The sequence below is a fragment of the Streptomyces sp. NPDC002623 genome (genome assembly GCF_053592635.1).
Genome location: NZ_JBSFWB010000004.1, coordinates 280471 through 301076, shown reverse-complemented (window position 1 = coordinate 301076; position 20606 = coordinate 280471). Strand labels below are relative to the sequence as shown.

14 protein-coding genes are annotated in these 20606 nt (G+C 70.0%); 7 read left to right on the top strand and 7 right to left on the bottom strand.

Annotated features, from left to right (window positions below):
* The first annotated feature begins 51 nt into the window (after nucleotides 1–51).
* The 4 genes from ACWD4O_RS09400 to ACWD4O_RS09385 all read left to right on the top strand — a co-directional run bounded on the left by ACWD4O_RS09400 (nucleotide 52) and on the right by ACWD4O_RS09385 (nucleotide 3688).
* Nucleotides 52–1014, top strand: a complete 963-nt coding sequence (locus ACWD4O_RS09400; RefSeq protein ID WP_451278982.1) for a MerR family transcriptional regulator — start codon at nucleotides 52–54, stop codon at nucleotides 1012–1014.
* 151 nt (nucleotides 1015–1165) lie between these two features.
* Nucleotides 1166–1714 (top strand): RNA 2'-phosphotransferase, encoded by a 549-nt coding sequence (locus tag ACWD4O_RS09395; protein WP_451279343.1) that lies wholly within the window; start codon nucleotides 1166–1168, stop codon nucleotides 1712–1714.
* A gap of 106 nt (nucleotides 1715–1820) precedes the next feature.
* Entirely contained in the window at nucleotides 1821–2723 is a 903-nt protein-coding gene (locus ACWD4O_RS09390; protein WP_451278980.1) for an LLM class flavin-dependent oxidoreductase, read from the top strand.
* A 98-nt stretch (nucleotides 2724–2821) separates the two neighbouring features.
* Nucleotides 2822–3688 carry a Cof-type HAD-IIB family hydrolase gene (locus ACWD4O_RS09385; protein ID WP_451278978.1) on the top strand — a complete coding sequence of 289 codons (867 nt, stop codon included), beginning with the start codon at nucleotides 2822–2824 and terminating at the stop codon, nucleotides 3686–3688.
* Nucleotides 3689–3725: 37 nt separating this feature from the next.
* Here ACWD4O_RS09385 and cydD read toward each other — a convergent pair whose 3' ends face one another.
* The 4 genes from cydD to hisC form a co-directional block, all read right to left on the bottom strand.
* Entirely contained in the window at nucleotides 3726–7214 is a 3489-nt protein-coding gene (gene cydD, locus ACWD4O_RS09380; protein WP_451278976.1) for a thiol reductant ABC exporter subunit CydD, read from the bottom strand.
* A gap of 93 nt (nucleotides 7215–7307) precedes the next feature.
* The gene (gene cydB, locus ACWD4O_RS09375; protein ID WP_451278974.1) at nucleotides 7308–8312 is read right to left on the bottom strand and encodes a cytochrome d ubiquinol oxidase subunit II; all 1005 of its coding nucleotides are present in this window, start codon (nucleotides 8310–8312) and stop codon (nucleotides 7308–7310) included.
* A 20-nt stretch (nucleotides 8313–8332) separates the two neighbouring features.
* Nucleotides 8333–9841, bottom strand: coding sequence for a cytochrome ubiquinol oxidase subunit I (locus ACWD4O_RS09370; protein ID WP_451278972.1), 1509 nt, complete (start codon nucleotides 9839–9841; stop codon nucleotides 8333–8335).
* A gap of 138 nt (nucleotides 9842–9979) precedes the next feature.
* Nucleotides 9980–11059 (bottom strand): histidinol-phosphate transaminase, encoded by a 1080-nt coding sequence (gene hisC / locus ACWD4O_RS09365; protein WP_451278970.1) that lies wholly within the window; start codon nucleotides 11057–11059, stop codon nucleotides 9980–9982.
* 451 nt (nucleotides 11060–11510) lie between these two features.
* Between hisC and ACWD4O_RS09360 the strand changes: the two genes are divergently transcribed.
* The 3 genes from ACWD4O_RS09360 (at nucleotide 11511) to ACWD4O_RS09350 (ending at nucleotide 15482) form a co-directional block, all read left to right on the top strand.
* Complete coding sequence (locus ACWD4O_RS09360) at nucleotides 11511–12623, top strand: LacI family DNA-binding transcriptional regulator (protein ID WP_450946592.1); 1113 nt, start codon at nucleotides 11511–11513, stop codon at nucleotides 12621–12623.
* A gap of 698 nt (nucleotides 12624–13321) precedes the next feature.
* The gene (locus ACWD4O_RS09355; RefSeq protein WP_451278968.1) at nucleotides 13322–14416 is read left to right on the top strand and encodes a metallophosphoesterase; all 1095 of its coding nucleotides are present in this window, start codon (nucleotides 13322–13324) and stop codon (nucleotides 14414–14416) included.
* 193 nt (nucleotides 14417–14609) lie between these two features.
* A complete protein-coding gene (locus ACWD4O_RS09350; RefSeq protein ID WP_451278966.1) occupies nucleotides 14610–15482 on the top strand; it encodes a hypothetical protein in 873 nt (290 codons plus the stop codon).
* Nucleotides 15483–15555: 73 nt separating this feature from the next.
* On the opposite strand, the gene ACWD4O_RS09345 is transcribed toward ACWD4O_RS09350, so the two are convergent.
* The 3 genes from ACWD4O_RS09345 to thiC form a co-directional block, all read right to left on the bottom strand.
* On the bottom strand, nucleotides 15556–16983 hold the full coding sequence (locus ACWD4O_RS09345; RefSeq protein ID WP_451278964.1) for a VWA domain-containing protein: 1428 nt from the start codon (nucleotides 16981–16983) through the stop codon (nucleotides 15556–15558).
* Nucleotides 16980–17993, bottom strand: coding sequence for a hypothetical protein (locus tag ACWD4O_RS09340; protein ID WP_451278962.1), 1014 nt, complete (start codon nucleotides 17991–17993; stop codon nucleotides 16980–16982). Before ACWD4O_RS09340 ends, ACWD4O_RS09345 begins: the two co-directional genes overlap by 4 nt.
* An 86-nt stretch (nucleotides 17994–18079) precedes the next feature.
* Nucleotides 18080–19882, bottom strand: a complete 1803-nt coding sequence (gene thiC / locus ACWD4O_RS09335; RefSeq protein ID WP_451278960.1) for a phosphomethylpyrimidine synthase ThiC — start codon at nucleotides 19880–19882, stop codon at nucleotides 18080–18082.
* Between the last annotated feature and the right edge of the window lie 724 nt (nucleotides 19883–20606).

Below are 20606 nucleotides of genomic sequence, written 5' to 3'. Positions count from 1 at the left end.
GGGAGCCGGTTCGGCCCGCGCGGCGACAACGACGGTCCGGGGAGCGGCACTTTGACCGCCGCCCCCTCGGCGGCCAGGCCCCCGTACCGCATCGAGGCCCTCGCCCAGCTCTCCGGGGCGACCGTCCGGACCATCCGCGCCTACCAGGACCGCGGTCTGCTCCCCCGCCCCGAGCGCCGTGGGCGGGCCAACCACTACTCCGACGTCCATCTCACCCGGCTCCACCAGGTCGCCGACCTCCTCGACCGCGGCTACACCCTCGCCTCCATCAAGGAACTCCTCGACGCCCATGACACCGGCCGTGGCCTGGGCGGCGTCCTGGGGCTGGTCGCCGAGGTCGACGGCCCCTGGACCGACGAAGAGCCTTCCCAGGTCTCCCGGACCGACCTCGCCGCCCGCTTCGCCGGCACCGCCGACGACACGGCGATCGCCGACGCCGTGGCGCTGGGCGTGCTGCAGCCGGTGCCCGGCGACGACGACGCCTTCCGCGTGCCCAGTCCCCAGGAACTGGCCGTGGCAGTGGAGTTGCACGCGGCGGGGGTTCCGCTCGGGGCAATCACCGCGCATCTGCGGGAGTTGAGGGTCCAGGTCGAGCACATCGCCTCCCGCTTCCTGGAGTTCACCACCGAGCACGTCTTCGCGCGGTACCTCCAAGGTCCATACCGTCCGACCGACGCGGACGCGGCCGAGGCCGCCTCGCTCGTACGACGGCTGCGCCCGCTCGCCCAGCAGACCGTGGACGCCGAACTGGCCCGTGCCATGCGTCTGTTCGCCGCCCGTCAGCTGCGTCGGCACCTCGACGGCGACCATCCTCCGCCCGGTGCCGCTGCCTCCGCCGAGCAGCGCTCCGTGCGGATCCCGGCCGCCACAATGCGGGCCGTGGAGACGCTGGTCGGCGCGGAGCGTGCCGCGGAGTTCCTCGCGCTCGCGGCCGAACAGGAAGTGCGGGCCCGCGCCTTGGACCGCCTTGCCTCAAGCCACCGCCCGTCAGATGATCTTGACGAAGGCCGTTGAATCGTCCGCCAGTTGTCCACAGAATCGCCAATTAGCCTGTGGATAACTACAGTTGGCTGTGGATCAAACCTCCCCCCAAAACAAAATGCGTGATCCGCGTCTCTCACGTCATGCTGAGCGAATGAACGAAAAGGACATGCAGAAAACGGGCATGGACGAGAGACGCACCGTGAAGGTGTCGAAGTACCTCTCGAAGCACCTGCGACACCAGCCCGAGCGCATCGGCCTCTCCCTCGACGAGGCCGGCTGGGTCGAGATCGACGAGCTCATCGCGGCGTGCGCCGCGCACGGCTTCCACTTCACCCGCGACGAACTGGACCACGTCGTCGACGCCAACGACAAGAAGCGCTTCGCGATCGACGGCACCCGGATCCGCGCCAGCCAGGGCCACAGCATCGAGGTCGATCTCGGACTCCCCCCGGCGACCCCACCGTCGTACCTGTACCACGGGACCGTGGCCCGCTCCCTGGACGCGATCCGGGCCGAGGGACTACGGCCCATGAACCGGCACGACGTGCACCTCTCGGCCGACCGGGAGACCGCGACCCGCGTCGGCGCCCGCCGCGGCCGCCCCGTGGTGCTCTCCGTCGACGCGAGCGCCATGCACCGTGACGGCCATGTCTTCCACGTCAGCGAGAACGGAGTGTGGCTGACGCAGGCCGTGCCTCCGCGCTACCTGCGCTTTCCCGAGCAGCACTGAGCCCCCTGCCGACCACTGAGGCCTGGTCGGCCTCAGCCCGTGGCTGCGCGGCCGCGTGCGGTGACTGTTTCACGTGAAACACGGTCGTCCGCATACGCTCGATGACATGAGTCTGCGCCTGAGCACCGTGATCCTCCCGTACCTCCGCTGGAACGAGGGAGGCCGTTCCACATGGACACGGGCCGAACAGCTCGGCTTCCACACGGCGTACACCTACGACCACCTCTCCTGGCGCAGCTTCCGCGACGGCCCGTGGTTCGGCGCGATCCCGACGCTGACCGCCGCCGCGTCCGCCACCGAGCGCCTGCGCCTGGGCACGCTGGTGACCTCGCCGAACTTCCGGCACCCGGTGACCCTCGCCAAGGAGCTGATCTCCCTGGACGACATCTCCGACGGCCGGGTGACCCTGGGGATCGGCGCGGGCGGCACCGGCTTCGACGCCACCGCTCTGGGCCAGGACCCATGGACCCCGCGCGAGCGGGCCGACCGGCTGGCCGAGTTCGTACCCCTGCTGGACCGGCTCCTCACCGAGGACTCCGTGTCCTACGAGGGCAACTACTACTCGGCGCACGAGGCACGCAACATCCCCGGCTGCCTCCAGCGCCCCCGGCTGCCGTTCGCGGTCGCCGCGACCGGACCGCGTGGGCTGCAGCTCGCGGCTCGGTACGGACAGGCGTGGGTGACCACGGGCGACCCCAAGCTGTACGAGAACGGCACCCCCGAGCAGTCGGTCCAGGCCCTTCGCGGCCAGGCCGAGCGGTTGGCCGACGCCTGTGCCGCGCGCGGGCGGAACGTACAGGAGCTGGACAAGATCCTGCTCACCGGGTTCACGCCGGACCGCGGCCGTCCGTTGGAGTCCCTGGCCGCCTTCGTCGACTTCGCGGGCCGCCACCAGGAACTCGGCTTCACGGAGATCGTGGTCCACTGGCCCATCCCGGAATCCGACTTCGCCGTGGACGAGAAGATCTTCGAGCAGATCGCCATGGAGGCCCCGGCTCAGCTGCGCTGACCTCGGCAGCAGGCCAACGGTGCCGCTCTGTGCCGCTCCGTGCCTCATGTGTGCGGACTGCCGCACGGCCGTGCGGACATATGCGCGAGAATGACCCGGTGACCTCAGCGACTCGACAGCCCGAGACCCCGGCCGCCGCCCTCCCGCCGCGGCTGATCGCCACCGATCTCGACGGCACCCTGCTGCGCGACGACAAGTCGGTGTCGCCGCGCACCGTCGCCGCCCTCGCCGCCGCCGAGGAGGCGGGCATCGAGGTCTTCTTCGTCACCGGCCGCCCGGCCCGCTGGATGGACGTCGTCAGCGACCACGTCCACGGGCACGGCCTGGCGATCTGCGGCAACGGCGCCGCCGTGGTCGACCTGCACGGCGGCCCCGGCGCCCACCGGTTCGTGAAGGTGCGCGAGCTGGCGCGGGAGAACGCGCTGGACGCCGTACGGCTGCTGCGTGAGGCGGCGCCGGGCACCATGTACGCCATCGAGCAGACCTACGGCTTCAACCAGGAGCCGGAGTACCCCAAGATGCACATGGAGATCCCCGACCATCTCGCGCCGGCCGAGCAACTGCTGGCGCCGGACGGACCCGGGGACGGCGAGCCGGTGCTGAAGATCCTCGCCTTCCACCCCACGCTCGACCCCGACGCCTTCCTCACACTCGCCCGACTGGCCATCGGCGACCGCGCCAACGTCACCCGCTCCAGCCCCAGCGCCCTGCTGGAGATCAGCGGCCCCGGCGTCTCCAAGGCCAGCACGCTGGCCCTGTGCTGTGCGGAGCGCGGCATCTCCCACGAGCAGGTCGTCGCGTTCGGGGACATGCCGAATGACGTCGAGATGCTCACCTGGGCCGGCCGGTCGTACGCGATGGGCAACGCACACCCGGACGTGCTCGCGGCGGCCTCCGGACACACGGTCGCCAACAACGAGGACGGCGTGGCCGTCGTCATCGAGCAACTGCTCGCCGAGCTGTAGTCACGCTGTCCGGACTCGAAGTGCAGGTGCGCGCCGGTCACCGCGCGCCCACCAGCAGCTCCGAGGCCTCCTCCCGCTCGGCCATCCTCCGCAGCGGCCCCTCCTCGGCGGCCAGTGCCAGGTAGGGACCGCGCTGCACCACGCGGCCCTCGTCCAGCACGACCACCTCGTCGACCGCCTCGAGACCGGCCAGCCGGTGCGTGATGAGCAGCGTCGTGCGGCCCTCGGTCGCGGCCAGCAGGTCCTGGGTGAGTGCGTCGGCGGTCGGCAGGTCCAGATGCTCGGCGGGCTCGTCGAGCACCAGGACCGGGAAGTCCGCGAGCAGCGCCCGGGCCAGCGCCAGCCGCTGCCGCTGCCCGCCGGACAGCCGGGCACCGTGCTCGCCCACGAGGGTGTCGAGCCCGTCGGGCAGCCCGTCGGCCCACTCCAGCAGCCGGGCCCGCGCCAGCGCGTCCCGCAGTTCCTCCTCGCTCGCCCCCTTCCTGGCAAGCAGCAGGTTCTCTCGGACCGAGCTGTCGAAGAGGTGTGCGTCCTGCGCGCACAGCCCGACGAGCCGGCGTACGTCGTCGCCGTCCAGGGAGCGGGCGTCCACTCCACCGAGCGTGTACGAGCCCGCGCCCGCGTCCAGGAAGCGCAGCAGCACCTGGGCGAGCGTGGTCTTCCCGGAGCCGGAGGGTCCGACGACCGCGATCCGGCGCCCGCGCGTCAGGGTGAGACCGACTCCGGTGAGCGCGTCCCGGTCCTTTCCGGCGTGGCGCGCGGCCAGCCCGTCGACGACGAGCGGGAACGGCGACGCGGGGCTCTGGTGGGGCCGCTCCGGCTCGCGCACCGGCTCGGGGGAGTCCAGCACCTCGAACACCCGCTCCGCGCTTCTGCGGACCCGCTGGCGGTACTGCACGGCCTGCGGCAGCCCCAGGACAGCCTCGAAGGCGGCCAGCGGGGTGAGGACGACGACGGCCATGGTCACGCCGCTCAGTCGACCGTCGGCGACCGCCTGGGCCCCCACCAGGGCGGCCGCCGCGACGGTCAGCCCGGAGAGCAGCGCGATCAGTCCGTCGCCGAGCGCGGTGGCGGTCGCGGCGCGCGAGGCGATCCGGGTGAGCACGGAGTCCGCCGCACGCACCTCGGCGCTGCGGGCGGGCAGGGCGCCCGCGACGGTCAGTTCGGCGGTGCCGGTGAGCAGGTCGGCCGTACGGGTGGCGAGCACCCCTCGGGCGGGCGCGAGCCGACGCTCGGCCCGGCGCGCCACGGCGCCGGTGACCAGCGGGACGCCCACCCCTGCCATGAACAGCCCGGCGGCGAGCACGGCCCCGGCCGCGGGCAGCAGCCAGGCCGTGAAGGCGATGGACCCGACCGCCACGACCACGGCGGCCCCGGCGGGCAGCAGCCAGCGCAGCCAATAGTCCTGCAGGGCGTCCACGTCGGCTACCAGCCGGCTGAGCAGATCGCCCCGGCGGGTCGCCCGCAGCCCGGCGGGCGCCAGTCGCTCCAGTCGCCGGTAGACGGCGACCCGGGTGTCGGCCAGCATCCGCAGCACGGCGTCGTGCGACACGAGCCGCTCCGCGTACCGGAACACCGCCCGCCCGATGCCGAAGGCCCGGGTCGCCGTCACGGCCACCATCAGGTACAGCACCGGCGGCTGCTGCGAGGCCCGCGAGATGAGCCAACCGGAGGTGGCCATGAGTCCCACGGCACTGCCGAGGGCGAGGCTTCCCAGCAGCAGCGCCAGGCCGAGCCGACCGCGCCGGGCTCCGGCCATGGCACGGACCCGGGCGAGGACGCTGCCCCCGGTCACGGCGGGGCCCGGCTCGGCATCGCTCGCGACGGATACCGCAGCCGCCTCTTCCCGCGGTGCGGGAGCGTGCCCGGGGGTGGCTTCCACGGGCCCGCGTGTCTCGGCGTCGGCCAGCCGCACGACGCGGTCCGCCACCGCCAGCAGTGCCGGCCGGTGCACGACCAGCAGGACCGTCCGCCCGGCCGCGAGCCGCCGTACGGCCGCCACGACCTCCGCCTCGGTCTCCCCGTCGAGCGCGGCCGTCGGCTCGTCCAGGAGCAGCACGGGCCGGTCCGCGAGGAACGCCCGGGCCAGCGCGAGCCGTTGCCGCTGCCCGGCGGACAGCCCGGTCCCGTCCTCGCCGAGCACGGTGTCGGCCCCGGTGGGCAGCGCGTCGACGAACTCCAGCGCCCCCGCATCCGCCAGCGCACTGCGGACGGCTGCGTCGTCGGCGTCGGGACGGGCCAGCCGGACGTTCTCGGCGATCGTGCCAGCGTAGAGGTGCGGGCGCTGCGGCACCCATGCGATCCGGGACCGCCACTGCTCGAGGTCAGCCGCTGCGAGGTCGACTCCCCCGGCCAGCACCCGGCCCTCGGCCGGCCGCACAAAGCCCAGCAGGGCGTTCAGGAGGGTCGACTTGCCCGTGCCGCTCGGTCCGACGAGCGCGACCGTCTCGCCGGCGTCGACGGTGAAGGAGACGTCCGAGACGGCATCGGCGGAGCGTCCGGGGTAGCGGACGGTAACGCCTTCGAAGGCGACCCCGCCCTCGACGACCTCGACCGTTCCCGGAGCCGGTGCCGGCGTCTGCAGCACCTCGAAGATCTCCTCGGCGGCCGCCAGTCCCTCGGCCGCCGCGTGATACTGCGCCCCGACCTGCCGCAGCGGGAGGTACGCCTCGGGCGCGAGCACAAGGATCACCAGGCCGATGTACAGGTCCATCTCCCCGTGCACGAGCCGCATGCCGATCGTCACGGCGACCAGGGCCACCGAGAGCGTCGACAGCAGTTCCAGCGCGAACGACGAGATGAACGCGATCCGCAGGGTCCGCATGGTCGCCTGCCGGTACTCACCGGTGATGTGCCGGATCGAGTCGGCCTGCGCCTTGGCCCGCCCGAACACCTTCAGCGTGGGCAGCCCGGCGACGACGTCCAGAAAGTGCCCGGACAGCCGGGACAGCAGCTGCCACTGACGGTCCATCCGCGACTGGGTGGCCCAGCCGATGAGGATCATGAAGACCGGGATCAGGGGCAGGGTCCCGACGATGATCGCGGCGGACACCCAGTCCTCGGTCACGATCCGCGCGAGCACCGCGACCGGGACGACCACCGCCAGCCCCAACTGCGGCAGATAGCGCGAGAAGTAGTCGTCGAGAGCGTCCACGCCCCGCGTGGCGAGGGCGACCAGCGAGCCGGTGCGCTGCCCGCTCAGCCAGCCGGGCCCCAACGCGGTGGCCCGCTCCAGCAACCGCCCCCGAAGCTCCGACTTCACCGCCGCGCTCGCGCGGTGTGCGGCGAGTTCGGTGAGCCAGGCGACCAGCGCACGGCCGAGCGCGACCGCCGCCAACAGCAGCAGGGGAGTGCGCAGCTCGGCGACCGACATGCCGTGCTGGAAGGCGCCGACCACCGCCTCGGCGATGAGCATCGCCTGAGCGATGACCAGCGCCGCTCCGACGACACCCAGACCGACGACCGCCACCAGGAAGAGGCGAGTGGCGCGGGCGTACCGAAGCAGACGCGGGTCGATCGGTTTCACGTGAAACACCCTCTTCTCAAAGAGCATGTTTCACGTGAAACACGCCCTCTCCTCATGGGGTGTGTTTCACGTGAAACACACCCCAACGGGGACTCAGTGCGCAGGCTCGGCGATGTGCTGCGTACCGATCCGCTTGCGGAACACCCAGTACGTCCACCCCTGGTAGAGCATCACGAGCGGTGTGGCGATCGCCGCGCACCAGGTCATGATCTTCAGGGTGTACGGGCTCGACGAGGCGTTGGTCACCGTGAGGCTCCAGTCCTCGTTGAGCGAGGACGGCATGACGTTCGGGAAGAGCGTCAGGAAGAGCATCGCCACGGCGGCCACGATGGTGACACCGGAGAAGGCGAACGACCAGCCCTCACGCCCCGCCTGGTTCGCCACCAGCGCCGCGACCAGGGCGGCGACCGCCACGACCAGCGCGACCAGACTCTTGGCGTCCCCGCCGTCGACCTGCGTCCACGACAGGAAGACCAGCGCGAGCACAGCGGTCGCCAGACCGACCTGGGACGCCAGCTTCCGCGCCCGCTCCCGGATCTCACCGACGGTCTTGAGGGCCGTGAACACCGCACCGTGGAAGGTGAACAGCGTCAGCGTCACCAGGCCGCCGAGCAGCGCGTACGGGTTGAGCAGATCCCAGAAGCCGCCGACGTACTCGAAGTTCCGGTCGATCTTCACGCCGTGCACGATGTTGCCGAAGGCCACGCCCCACAGGAACGCGGGGAGGAGCGAGGTCCAGAAGATCGCGGTCTCCCAGTTGCGCTGCCAGTTCTCCTCGGGCCGCTTCGCCCGGTACTCGAAGGCGACGCCCCGCACGATCAGGCAGACCAGGATGAACAGCAGCGGCAGGTAGAAGCCGGAGAAGAGCGTGGCGTACCACTCCGGGAAGGCGGCGAAGGTCGCGCCGCCCGCCGAGAGGAGCCACACCTCGTTGCCGTCCCAGACGGGTCCGATGGTGTTGATGAGCACGCGCCGCTCGGGCCGGTTGCGGGCGAGCAGCTTGGTGAGGATGCCGACCCCGAAGTCGAAGCCCTCCAGGAAGAAGTATCCGGTCCACAGGACGGCGATCAGGACGAACCAGACGTCGTGCAGTTCCATGACTGTGCAGCTCCCTCGGCCTAGTACGAGAAGGCCATCGGCTTGTCGGCGTCACGGGGGTCGCCGCCGATCTTCGTGGGCGGGTTCAGGTCGGCCTCGGTCAGCTCGGGCGGGCCGGCCTTCACGTACTTCACCAGCAGCTTGACCTCGACGACGGCGAGGATCGCGTACAGCGTCGTGAAGACGATCATCGAGGTGATGACCTCGCCCTGGGAGACCCCGGGGGAGACCGCGTCGCGGGTCTGCAGGACGCCGTAGACGACCCAGGGCTGGCGGCCCATCTCGGTGAAGATCCAGCCCCAGGAACTGGCGATCAGCGGGAAGCCCAGGGTCCAGATCGCCGTCAGCCAGTAGAGCCTGGTGAGCTTCGGGTTGAGCGCCTTGTTCCTGAACAGCACCACATGCGGCACCTCGTCCTCGCCGACCCTCAGGTGCTGGGGCAGCAGGAACTTCTTGCGGGTCAGCCAGAGTCCGGCCAGGCCGATCGCGAAGGACGTCATGCCGAAGCCGATCATCCAGCGGAAGCCCCAGTAGGCGACGGGGATGTTGGGCCGGTAGTCGCCGGGCCCGAACTTCTCCTGCTCGGCCTTGTTGACGTCGTTGATGCCGGGGACGTACGAGGTGAAGTCGTCGTTCGCGAGGAAGGACAGCAGACCGGGGATCTCTATGGCGACCTTGTTGTGCCCCTTCTCGACGTCGCCGTAGGCGAAGACCGAGAAGGGCGCGGGCGCCTCGCCGTCCCACAGTGCCTCGGCAGCTGCCATCTTCATCGGCTGCTGCTTGAACATGACCTTGCCGAGGAGGTCGCCGCTGACGGCGGTGAGCAGACCGGCGATGACCACGGTGATGAGGCCCAGTCGCAGCGAGGTCTTCATCACCGGGATGTGCTTCTTGCGGTACAGGTGGAAGGCTGCGATGCCGACCATGAAGGCGCCGCCGGTGAGGAAGGCCGCGGTCAGGGTGTGGAAGACCTGGGTGAGCGCGGTGTTCTGGGTCAGCACGGCCCAGAAGTCGGTGAGCTCGGCCCGCCCCTTCTCCTCGTTGATCCGGTAGCCGACCGGATGCTGCATCCACGAGTTGGCCGCGAGGATGAAGTAGGCGGACAGGATCGTGCCGATCGAGACCATCCAGATGCAGGCCAGGTGGATCTTCTTCGGCAGCTTGTCCCAGCCGAAGATCCACAGGCCGATGAAGGTGGACTCGAAGAAGAAGGCGATCAGGGCCTCGAAGGCGAGCGGGGCGCCGAAGACATCGCCGACGAAGCGCGAGTAGTCGGACCAGTTCATGCCGAACTGGAACTCCTGCACGATGCCGGTGACGACACCCATCGCGATGTTGATCAGGAAGAGCTTGCCCCAGAACTTCGTCGCCCTCAGGTACTTCTCGTTCTCCGTGCGCACCCAGGCGGTCTGCAGCCCGGCGGTGAGGGCCGCGAGGGAGATCGTCAGGGGCACGAAGAGGAAGTGGTAGACGGTGGTGATGCCGAACTGCCAGCGCGCCAGTGTCTCCGGCGCCAGAGCCAGGTCCACGTCGTCACTCCTTACCTCAGACGCTTGCGAGAGCCGCTTGTGAAAGCGTTCACATTCACAAGCTAGTATGCAGTACCGATTTTCGACAGGGAAAGGGGGGTCCCGCTTACCCGCGGAAACCCCCCAGTGCAGCGCCGGCTACAGCTCGTTGCGGAACCCTTCCGCCACCTTCAGGAAGATGTCGTTCGCCTCGTTCTCCCCGACCGTCACCCGCACGCCCTCGCCCGGGAACGGCCGCACCACGACGCCCGCCTGCTCACACGCCGCCGCGAAGGCGACCGTCTGCTCGCCCAGCCGCAGCCACACGAAGTTGGCCTGTGTCTCGGGCACCGTCCAGCCCTGCGCCCGCAGCCCCTCGACCACCCGGAGCCGCTCGCACACCAGAGAGCCCACCCGGCCGAGCAGCGCGTCCTCGGCGCGCAGCGAGGCGACCGCGGCCTCCTGTGCGAGCTGGCTCACGCCGAACGGCACCGCCGTCTTGCGCAGCGCCTCCGCCACCGGCTCGTGGGCGATGGCGAAGCCCACGCGCAGCCCCGCGAGGCCGTAGGCCTTGGAGAAGGTCCGCAGCACGCAGACGTTGGGCCGCTTCCGGTACAGCTCGACGCCGTCCGGCACCTCGGGGTCACGGATGAACTCCCGGTAGGCCTCGTCGAGCACGACCAGCACATCACTGGGCACCCGGTCGAGGAACCGTTCCAGCTCGGCCCGCTTCACAACGGTGCCCGTGGGGTTGTTGGGGTTGCAGACGAAGATCAGCCGGGTCCGGTCGGTGATCGCGTCGGCCATCGCGTCCAGGTCGTGCACATCACCCGGCGTCAACGGCACCTGCACGGCCCGCGCGCCGCTGATCCGCGTGATGATCGGGTACGCCTCGAACGACCGCCAGGCGTAGATCACCTCGTCGCCGGGGCCCGCGGTCGCCTGGACGAGCTGCTGGGCCACGCCGACGGAGCCGGTGCCCGTGGCCAGGTGGGAGGTGGGGACGCCGAAGCGCTCGGAGAGCTCGTTCACCAGGCCCGTGCAGGCCAGGTCCGGGTAGCGGTTGAAGGAGGCGGCCGAGGCCGTCACGCTCTCCAGCACGCCCGGCAGCGGCGGATAGGGGTTCTCGTTGGACGAAAGCTTGTAGGCCGCGGGACCACCGGACACGGCCGGCTTGCCCGGCTTGTAGGTGGGGATCCCCTCCAGCTCGGCGCGCAGCTTGGGGCTCGTCTCGCTCACCGCAGTCCTCCTCGTGACCACCACCGGACCACCACCGGCTTCAATACTGCTCACCTTATGAGGATTCGGCGCGGCTGCGTACAGCTGCGGCTGCGTACAGCTTGCGTACGGCCGAGGAGGGACCTCGGCACGGATCGGAGGGACCTCCGCGACTTCTGAGGACGAAGGCGTACGAAGGCGTACGCCCCAGGGGGCGCGCCGCACATATATCTACGCGCCGGTGGCTCACGCCGTGGCGCGCATCCCTCGTGCAGGTGAGTTGAGACCTCTTCGAAACATCGGTGCCTTGGCAGGCTCATGCGTGTCGACACGTCACGTCTTGGCATTGGAACGGCCAACTGCCTTTGTTTCCAAGGCACTTACTGTCCTACAGCCTTGCAGAAACGTGCCTGTCAACGCGTGCATATGCGTCCGCCCTACCCCACCGAATGAGCCCTACTATCGGCTCGCCATGACAGCAGCAGGGAAGCACCAGGTGAGCCGCGCGGAAACCTCACGCCGAGGCAGCCGGCCGGGCCGGGCGGGCATCAGGGACGTGGCCGCCGCCGCCGGAGTCTCCATCACGACCGTCTCCGACGCCCTCAACGGCAAGGGCAGGCTCCCCGACGCCACCCGACGCCATGTCCGCGAGGTCGCCGACCGATTGGGCTACCGCCCCTCAGCGGCCGCCCGAACACTCCGTACCGGCAAGTCAGGACTCATCGGCCTGACCGTGACCACGTACGGGGATGAACCTTTCACCTTCACCGAGTTCGCGTACTTCGCGGAGATGGCGCGCGCCGCGACGTCGGCAGCGCTCGCCCGCGGCTACGCACTCGTCATCCTCCCGGCGACCTCACGCCACGACGTGTGGTCGAACGTCGCCCTGGACGGCACGGTCGTCATCGACCCCTCCGACCAGGATCCGGTGGTCAGCGAGCTCGTCCGGCAGGGTTTACCGGTCGTCTCCGACGGCCGCCCGGCCGGCACGCTCCCGGTCACCGCATGGGTGGACAACGACCACGAGGCCGCCGTCCTCGACATCCTCGACCACCTGGCCGACGCCGGCGCCCGCCGCATCGGCCTGCTCACGGGCACCACGACGGACACGTACACGCATCTGTCCACCAGCGCGTACCTGCGGTGGTGCGAGCGGGTCGGCCAGGACCCGGTCTACGAGGCCTACCCCGCACACGACCCGTGCGCGGGCGCTGTGGCCGCCGACCGGCTGCTGGCCCGCCCCGACCGCCCGGACGCCGTCTACGGCCTGTTCGACCCCAACGGCACCGATCTGCTGGCCGCCGCCCGCCGCTACGGACTGCGGGTCCCTGAGGACCTGCTGATCGTCTGCTGCAGCGAGTCCACGGTGTACGCCAACACCGAGCCGCCCGTGACCACCCTCTCGCTGAAACCGCGCCGCATCGGCACGGCGGTGGTCCAACTCCTCATCGACGCGATCGAGGGGGCGGAATCCGACCACCCGGTCGAGCAGGTAATACCGACCGAACTGATCGTGCGGACGTCTTCCCAACGACGCCCCCCTCGAACCACGGTCAGCCCCCCAAGAACCCCGGAAGGCAAGTAACCCCGTACCCCAGGCCGCCCCCGGCCCGTCCCCCACTCTGCCGTGGGGGACGGGCGGGGGGCGGCTTACGGGGTGCCGGGGGCTCGCGGGCGGCCGGAGCGGGCGATTCGCGTCAACGTAGGTGGGCGGCACGCACGTACGGGCGTTTTCCGACAGCGCGGGGGTGGGGGTGCGTGCGTGGGGTGTCGGGAATCTCCGGGGGCGGGCCTCCTGACGGGCCCGGCGGCACTTGGCCGTGCCCGGCGGCGACGAGGCAGCGCTTGGCGGTGCCTGGCAGGCCTGGCCGCGCCGGGCAGCGCAAATCCGTCGTGCGGGACCACTCCGCCGCTGTCGGTCACCCTCGGCCACTCGCGGTCATATCCGGCGAAATCACCCTTCTCGGCAAGCCGGCGAGCCACCGAGGCACCTCTCCCCCAGCCGCGGAACTCACCCCCGCCCCGGCCGAAACAGCTCCCCGTACACTCCGTCGGAACCGGCCGTACGGGTGTGGGCATGGTGTGCGCCGGGTGAGTGCGGGCTGCCGAAGCCCGGCCCAATCGGGGCGAAAGCCGCGATGAACTGGAGCCTTGCTCCGATTCACCACCCCTGGGTCATCACACGGCACGATCCGCATTCCTATGATGGGCGCACGGCACCACGGGCCGCTGCGACCAGGCGGCCCGAAGAGTGCAGATGCGGCGCGATGGTGGAGGGGTCTGATGACTCAGGGGGCCGGTCAGGGACCCGACGAGGTGGAGCGGACGGCGACGTTGCGCGACTTCCGGGTGCCCGCGTACGTCCACGAGACCGGTCCGTACGACCACGACACACATCCGGGCAACGCCGCGCCGGCCGTCGACGATCCGCTGGAGCATCCGGACGGCTACACGCCCACCCAGCGCGATCTGCCCGTGATCAGCCGACGCGGCGACACCCTTCAGGTGGCCGTGGACCCGGCGGCCGTCCAGGCTCCGCTGCCCGCGACCGGCCCGGGCCCGCTGTTCGTCGTCGGCGACGTGCACGGATACCTCGACGAACTGATGGCCGCACTGCAGGAGAAGGGCCTGATCGACGCCGCCGGCAACTGGGCCGCGGGCACCGCCCGGCTGTGGTTCCTCGGCGACTTCACCGACCGCGGACCGGACGGCATCGGCGTCATCGACCTCGTCATGCGGCTGTCCGCCGAGGCCGCCGCGGCCGGCGGATACTGCAAGGCCCTCATGGGCAACCACGAACTGCTGCTGCTCGGCGCCAAGCGCTTCGGCGACACCCCCGTCAACTCCGGCGCGGGCACCGCCACCTTCCAGGCGGCCTGGCTGCTCAACGGCGGCCAGAAGTACGACATGGACCGCCTCCAGGACCACCACCTGCAGTGGATGGCCCGCCTCGACGCCGTCGAGGAGGTCGACGGCCATCTGCTCGTCCACTCCGACACCACCGCCTACCTCGACTACGGCGACTCGATCGAGGCGGTCAACGACACCGTCCGCGAGACGATCACGCGCAACGACGCGGACGAGGTGTGGGACCTGTTCCGCAAGTTCACCAAGCGCTTCTCCTTCCGGGACGAAGGTGGAGCCGACGCCGTCCGTTCCCTGCTCGATACGTACGGCGGTACCCGAATCGTTCACGGCCACAGCCCGATTCCCTACCTGTTGGGCGAAGTCGGCTCGGATTCGGAGGAGGGCGAGGACAGCGGCGGTCCGCATGTCGAAGGACCACATGTCTACGCCGAGGGACTGGCCATCGCGATGGACGGCGGCGTGACGATGGCCGGAAAACTGCTGGTCCAGCAACTGCCCCTGGATATCTGACCGTTTCCGGGGCATGCTGTGCCCCCCATTGACCCCTTCGGTGACACCGCAGGCCAGGGGCCAATTTCGGCAAACCCCCTGTCACCCCATGCCGTCGCCGCTCTACCATCGGTCTATCCGTAGCAGGCTCCCCTCCGTTTCTGCCCGACGGCTCGTTGGCATGCGAGCCCCAAGCCCTACGGAGCATCGGGGGATGCACATGAACAGCGTTCCGCAGCACCTGCACAGCGAGGACCGCCAGGAATACGAGCGGATCCTCGACGAGGCGCTGCGCTCCGCACCACACCACCCGGAACTGGCCGCTGTCGGACAGCGGCTCAACCCCGAACAACTGCGCACCATGGCGCTCAACGCCTCCGCACTCATCACGGTGGCCGCGGCGGCCGAGTACCAGCACTACGTGAAGGTCCGCGAGGAACTGCGCCATCCGGCGCCGTCCACCCCGTCGTCCACGTCCGAGACCGGCTCCGCCGAGCCGAACGCGGCGATGGGGCTCGCCACCACCATGGGGGAGGCGGCCCAGGCCGCCGAGGCCGCCGGGGCGGGCGCCGTCGCCGCCGTCCTCACCCCCGTTCTCGCCGGGACCGCCGCGGTGATCTTCCTGCTCGTCGGTTACATCCTCAGCGTGCTCGACCCCGAGCAGGCGTTCGCCCGGACCATGCTCACGGCCGGCTGGACGTTCGGGGCCGTGGCCGTGGCCGCGATCCTCGTCGCCACCGTCGCGCTGCTGCTCACCGCCCTGCGCAACCGGCCCTCCCTGGAGGCCGAACCGTACGGCGAACTGAGCGAGGAGGTCGCCCTGGCCAGGGAAGCCTGGCGCGAGGCCCTACTGGAACGCGGCATCCTGCCGTTTCTCCGGGAGGCCCTGGCCAGCCCTGCCACGGCGACCGCCCTGCACACCGACCCACCCCCACCGGCTCCGACCGGCCGTCTGCCGAAGATCGGCTACGACCGCCCGGGCTTCAGCAGCCCGGACGACGGCCGCTCGACCGGCCAGCGGCCGAGCTTCAGCAGCCCGGACTACACCAGCCCGGACTTCGGCGGCCCGGACCACCAGCCGGAATAGGCACTCGGCTTGCGCCCCCGCCGACCCCGCCGAGGGGAGCGCAAGCCGTACGCCGGGCCGCCCCTGGCGGCCGTCAGAGAATGCCTGCGCGGCCCGCTGCCGTGATCCAGCTGGGGAACTCGGACAGCAGCCGGTCGTAGAGCTCCTGGTCCGGGACGGTACTGATGTCGTCCACGGCGAAGAAGCCCACGTTGTCGACCCGACGCCCGGGCAGCGTGTCGAACCGCTCGAGAACCCCGTAGTTGGACCGGCCGAGCCCCACGAACTGCCAGAAGATCGGCTCCTCCACCGCCGCCCGCAACTCCCGCTCGATCGCCGCGTCTCGGTAGACCCCTCCGTCGGAGAAGAACAGCACCAAGGTCGGGGCGGTCGCCGGATTCTCCCGCACATACGATCTGACCTGGGCGATCGCCTTCTGCTCCTCGTTCTGGATGCCGACCGCGCGCATGTCGACCTGCCCCGGCTCCATCCCCTTGCGGGGCTTCCTGTTGCGCCGGAACAGACTGATCTCGCCCACGCGCACATGCAGCCGCAGCCATTCGGGGAGTTCGCCCAGGCGAAGGTCGGGGAGACGAGCGGACTCACTGGCGAACGTCCAGGCCTGCATCTCCCCGTCGTCGTCGAGTTGTGCCGCCACCGCCGCCATCCGCTCCACGACGTCCGCCACCACGCCCCGGGAGTACAGGAACGCCATGGAACCGGAGGCGTCCAGGACGAGCACGATCCGCGCGGTGATCCCCGCCGCGCCCCGCTTGCTCAGACTGATGGCCACCTGCTCCTTGCGCAGCGACAGCCGCTTGCGCATGTCCACGGGCAGCCGCTCCTCCCCCTTGGTCAGCCGAGGACCTGGAGCTGGGGTCATCACCCCTGAGTCCGGACGAGTGGGTCTCGGCGAGACCGGCGGGCTCGGCGGGCTGGGCGGGTTCTGCGGAGCAGGCGGAGTCGGCGGGGCAGATGCCTCCGTCTGATCCTCGTCGACCGTGATCCCGAAGTCGGTGGCCACTCCCGCGAGACCGGACGCATACCCCTGCCCGACCGCCCGGAACTTCCAGCGCCCCTCGCGCAGGTACAGCTCGCCGCCGATGAACGCCGTCTCCGTGTCGGCCTGCATCTCGAAGCGTGCCACCTCGGACCGCCCGCCCGTGCCGAACAGCCGCAGCGTCAGACCGGTCACCTGCCCGAACGTGCCGCCGTCGGCCGACGCACACAGCACCACCCGCGTGATGGCGGCCTCCAGCGAGCGGAGGTCCACATGGACCGAGTCGGTCATGACGCCGGAGTCCCGCCGCTTGCCGACGTGTCTCACGGCGCCGGACGTATGAAGCGGTTGGTTGTAGAAGACGAAGTCCCCGTCGTCACGAACCCGTCCGTCGCTCGTCAACAGCAGCGCCGAGACGTCGATGTCCGGCGCACCGACCCCCTCGGCCCAGCTGAGTTCCACCCGGACGTCCGGTGCGTCGACCGGCAGATTGGCGCCCTTGCTCATGGATCGCGCTGTCATGGGGGCAAGTCTGCCGAGCCTGCGGCCGACGGCAACCGAACGAGCGCGATGTTCTCGTCCTGAGCGACCGCCAAGTGCGTGCCGTCCGGATGCAGCGCCGCGACCGGTGTCGGTATGTGGGTGACGCCGTACGCCCCCTCACGGTGGGGAACCGCCACCTCGGGCCATTCCTCCAGCACTTCCCCGGTCCTGACGTCGATCAGCCGGGGATGTCCCTTCAACGAGACGACTCGACCGCCTCCCGCGATCATCGTGCCGACCTCGAAGTCGACCGAGCTCCGGTGTACCCAGGCACGGTCGGACAGTGACCACACACCGATCTGACGGGGTCCGAGCGCGAGAACCTCCTCGTCGTCGAGGAACTCCTCTCCGGTCGCCACCGCCAGGCGGTCGTCGTCGAGCCAGCACGCCGACACCACCTCGGCATCGATCCCCGGATCCATCGGAAGCACCCCGTATCCGTCCAGCACGGCCGGGTCCGTCAGCGCGGCCTCCAGGTCGAACACCTCGACGATTCCGTACGGGTGCCACACCCAGCCGGCAACCAGGAGATGTCTGCCGTCCCCGCTCACCGACAGACGGGAATGGAACACATCCTTCGCCTCGCGGGCTCCGGTCGTGAGGCGCTGTCCGGACGCCGCCTCCTCGACCTGGAGCACGTTGCACTCCTCCGGGCAGTGGACCAGGACCTCCCGGCCGTCCGGCAGAACTGCCAGCGCCACGGGGTAGTCGAAGTCCTCGTCGTGGTCCGAGCTACGAGTCAGCTCACGGACGGGACTTGTTCCGTCGAGCAAGAGGGCTCTGGCACCACGTTCGGTATGGACGACGCTGTAGCGGCCGGAGGGCGAGACGACGCATCTGTCGAACTGGTCGAACCCCGAACCGTGATCGGTAGCCGTACGGCGCTCCGCACCGGCGCGGTTCCAGGCCCGGCCGCCCACGACATCGACCAGGTCACCGCCCTGCCAGACCAATGACCGGACCGGCTTCGTCGTCTTCAGATACTCCATGTTGCATCCCCCCGTCACGGTCGCCTCTCATGGCGCTGCCGTCGGCCAGGCATCGAGCCTGATCGGGCAGCGCCAATCCAGGGGCGTCAGTCGGCCAGCGGCAGGTACACCCTGCTTCCGCTCGCCGCGAACTCCTTCGACTTCTGCAGCATCCCCTCGGCGATCTCCTCGGCCGAGGCCCCGTCGGCGGCCCCTCCACCGAACCGCTCGTTGATGCTCTGACTGATCTTCATCGAACAGAACTTCGGCCCGCACATCGAGCAGAAGTGTGCCGTCTTCGCCGGTTCCGCCGGGAGTGTCTCGTCGTGGAACTCCCGTGCCGTGTCCGGGTCGAGGGCGAGGTTGAACTGGTCTTCCCAGCGGAACTCGAAGCGGGCGTCGGACAGCGCGTCGTCCCATTCCTGCGCACCGGGGTGCCCCTTGGCGAGGTCGGCTGCGTGGGCGGCGATCTTGTAGGTGATGACGCCCGTCTTGACGTCGTCACGGTTGGGCAGGCCCAGGTGCTCCTTGGGCGTGACATAGCAGAGCATGGCCGTGCCCCACCAGGCGATCATCGCGGCACCGATGCCGGAAGTGATGTGGTCGTACGCCGGCGCGACGTCCGTCGTCAGCGGGCCGAGCGTATAGAACGGAGCTTCATCACAGATCTCCTGCTGAAGGTCGATGTTCTCCTTGATCTTGTGCATCGGGACATGGCCCGGGCCTTCGATCATCGTCTGAACATTGAAACGCTTCGCGATCCGGTTGAGTTCCCCGAGCGTCCTCAACTCCGCGAACTGCGCCTCGTCGTTGGCGTCCGCGATGGAACCCGGCCGTAGCCCGTCGCCCAGCGAGTACGTGACGTCGTAGGCGGCGAGAATCTCGCAGAGCTCCTCGAAGTTCTCGTAGAGGAACGACTCCTGGTGGTGCGCGAGGCACCAAGCCGCCATGATCGAGCCGCCGCGCGACACGATGCCGGTCTTCCGGTTGGCGGTGAGCGGGACGTACGGCAGGCGGACACCGGCATGGACCGTCATGTAGTCCACGCCCTGCTCGGCCTGCTCGATGACCGTGTCCTTGTAGATCTCCCAGGTCAGTTCCTCGGCACGGCCGTCGACCTTCTCCAGCGCCTGGTACAGCGGCACCGTGCCGATGGGGACGGGGGAGTTGCGCAGGACCCACTCGCGGGTCGTGTGGATGTTGCGGCCGGTGGACAGGTCCATGACGGTGTCGGCGCCCCAACGGGTCGCCCAGGTCATCTTCTCGACCTCCTCCTCGATGGAGGACGTCACCGCCGAGTTGCCGATGTTGGCGTTGACCTTCACCAGGAAGCGCTTGCCGATGATCATCGGCTCGATCTCCGGGTGGTTGACGTTGGCCGGCAACACCGCGCGGCCCGCCGCGATCTCCTCCCGGACCACCTCGGGAGAAACGTTCTCTCGGATGGCCACGAACTCCATCTCGGGTGTGATCTCCCCCCGGCGCGCATACGCGAGCTGAGTGACCGCCTTGCCGTCGCGGCCACGGCGCGGGAGCCGCGGCCGCCCCGGGAAGACCGCGTCGAGATTGCGCAGACCGCCGCGCGGCGAGGTGTGCTTGATGCCGTCGTCCTCGGGGCGGACGGGACGGCCCGCGTACTCCTCGGTGTCACCACGGGCGATGATCCAGTTGTCGCGCAGCGGCAGCAGTCCCCTGCGGACGTCGGTGTCGACGAGCGGATCGCTGTACGGACCAGAGGTGTCGTACAGCGCGACCGACTGCCCGTTGGTGAGATGCACCTGTCGGACCGGCACCCGCAGGTCGGGGCGGGTGCCCTCGACGTATCCCTTGTGCCAGCCGATGGACTTCCCGGCCTCTTGGGACGTTTCATCCCGAACGGAGGCAGGCGTGCGTGCGTCCTTGTTGGTCATGAGACCTACTCCCTACGCCGGCATTACCCGGTAACAGGTTCGGCGGTCGACGCAGCGGCTACCGCCTGCCGACGTTTCATGTGAAACATCACTCGACTCAAGAGACGTTCCACGTGAAACATCGCGAAGACGGAGGTCAGCGCCCTCTCAGCCCGGTGCTCCGAGCTCCCGCGTGTGCAAAGGTGCCTCCACGCTAGCGTCAATTCGGGCGCGGTGAACAGAGGGCCCCTGTCGTTCTTGCGATGATCGGTCGGTGACCACGACACACCAGCCTCCGTACCCACCGCCCGAGCCGCCCCGTCGGCCCGGCGCCGGAAACGGCCCGAGCAGCGGCCCCGGCAATGGCAACGGCTCTGGAGGCGGCCCCGGTGAGGACCACGCTTTCAACGGCGGTCACGCTCCCGGCCACAACCACGGGCGTGGCCTCGATCAGGGGCCGGGATACGCCGGTGGGCTGGGTGGACTGAGTGGGCTGGACGGACGGCCGCGCGGCGGTGCTCCCAGAGGTCAGGGTCCGGGACAGGGCCGGGGGCCAGGCTCTGGCGGAGGGCCCGGGCAGAGGCCACCCGCCAACGGGCGCGGAAGCGGCTACGAATACGGGAACGGCAGCGGCAGCGGCAGCGGCAGCGGCAGCGGCAGCGGCAGCGGCAACGGCAACGGGCGCAGCCAAGGGTATGGGTACGGCCCTGGCCCCGGCGACGAATACGGCCGTGACCGCGAGCAC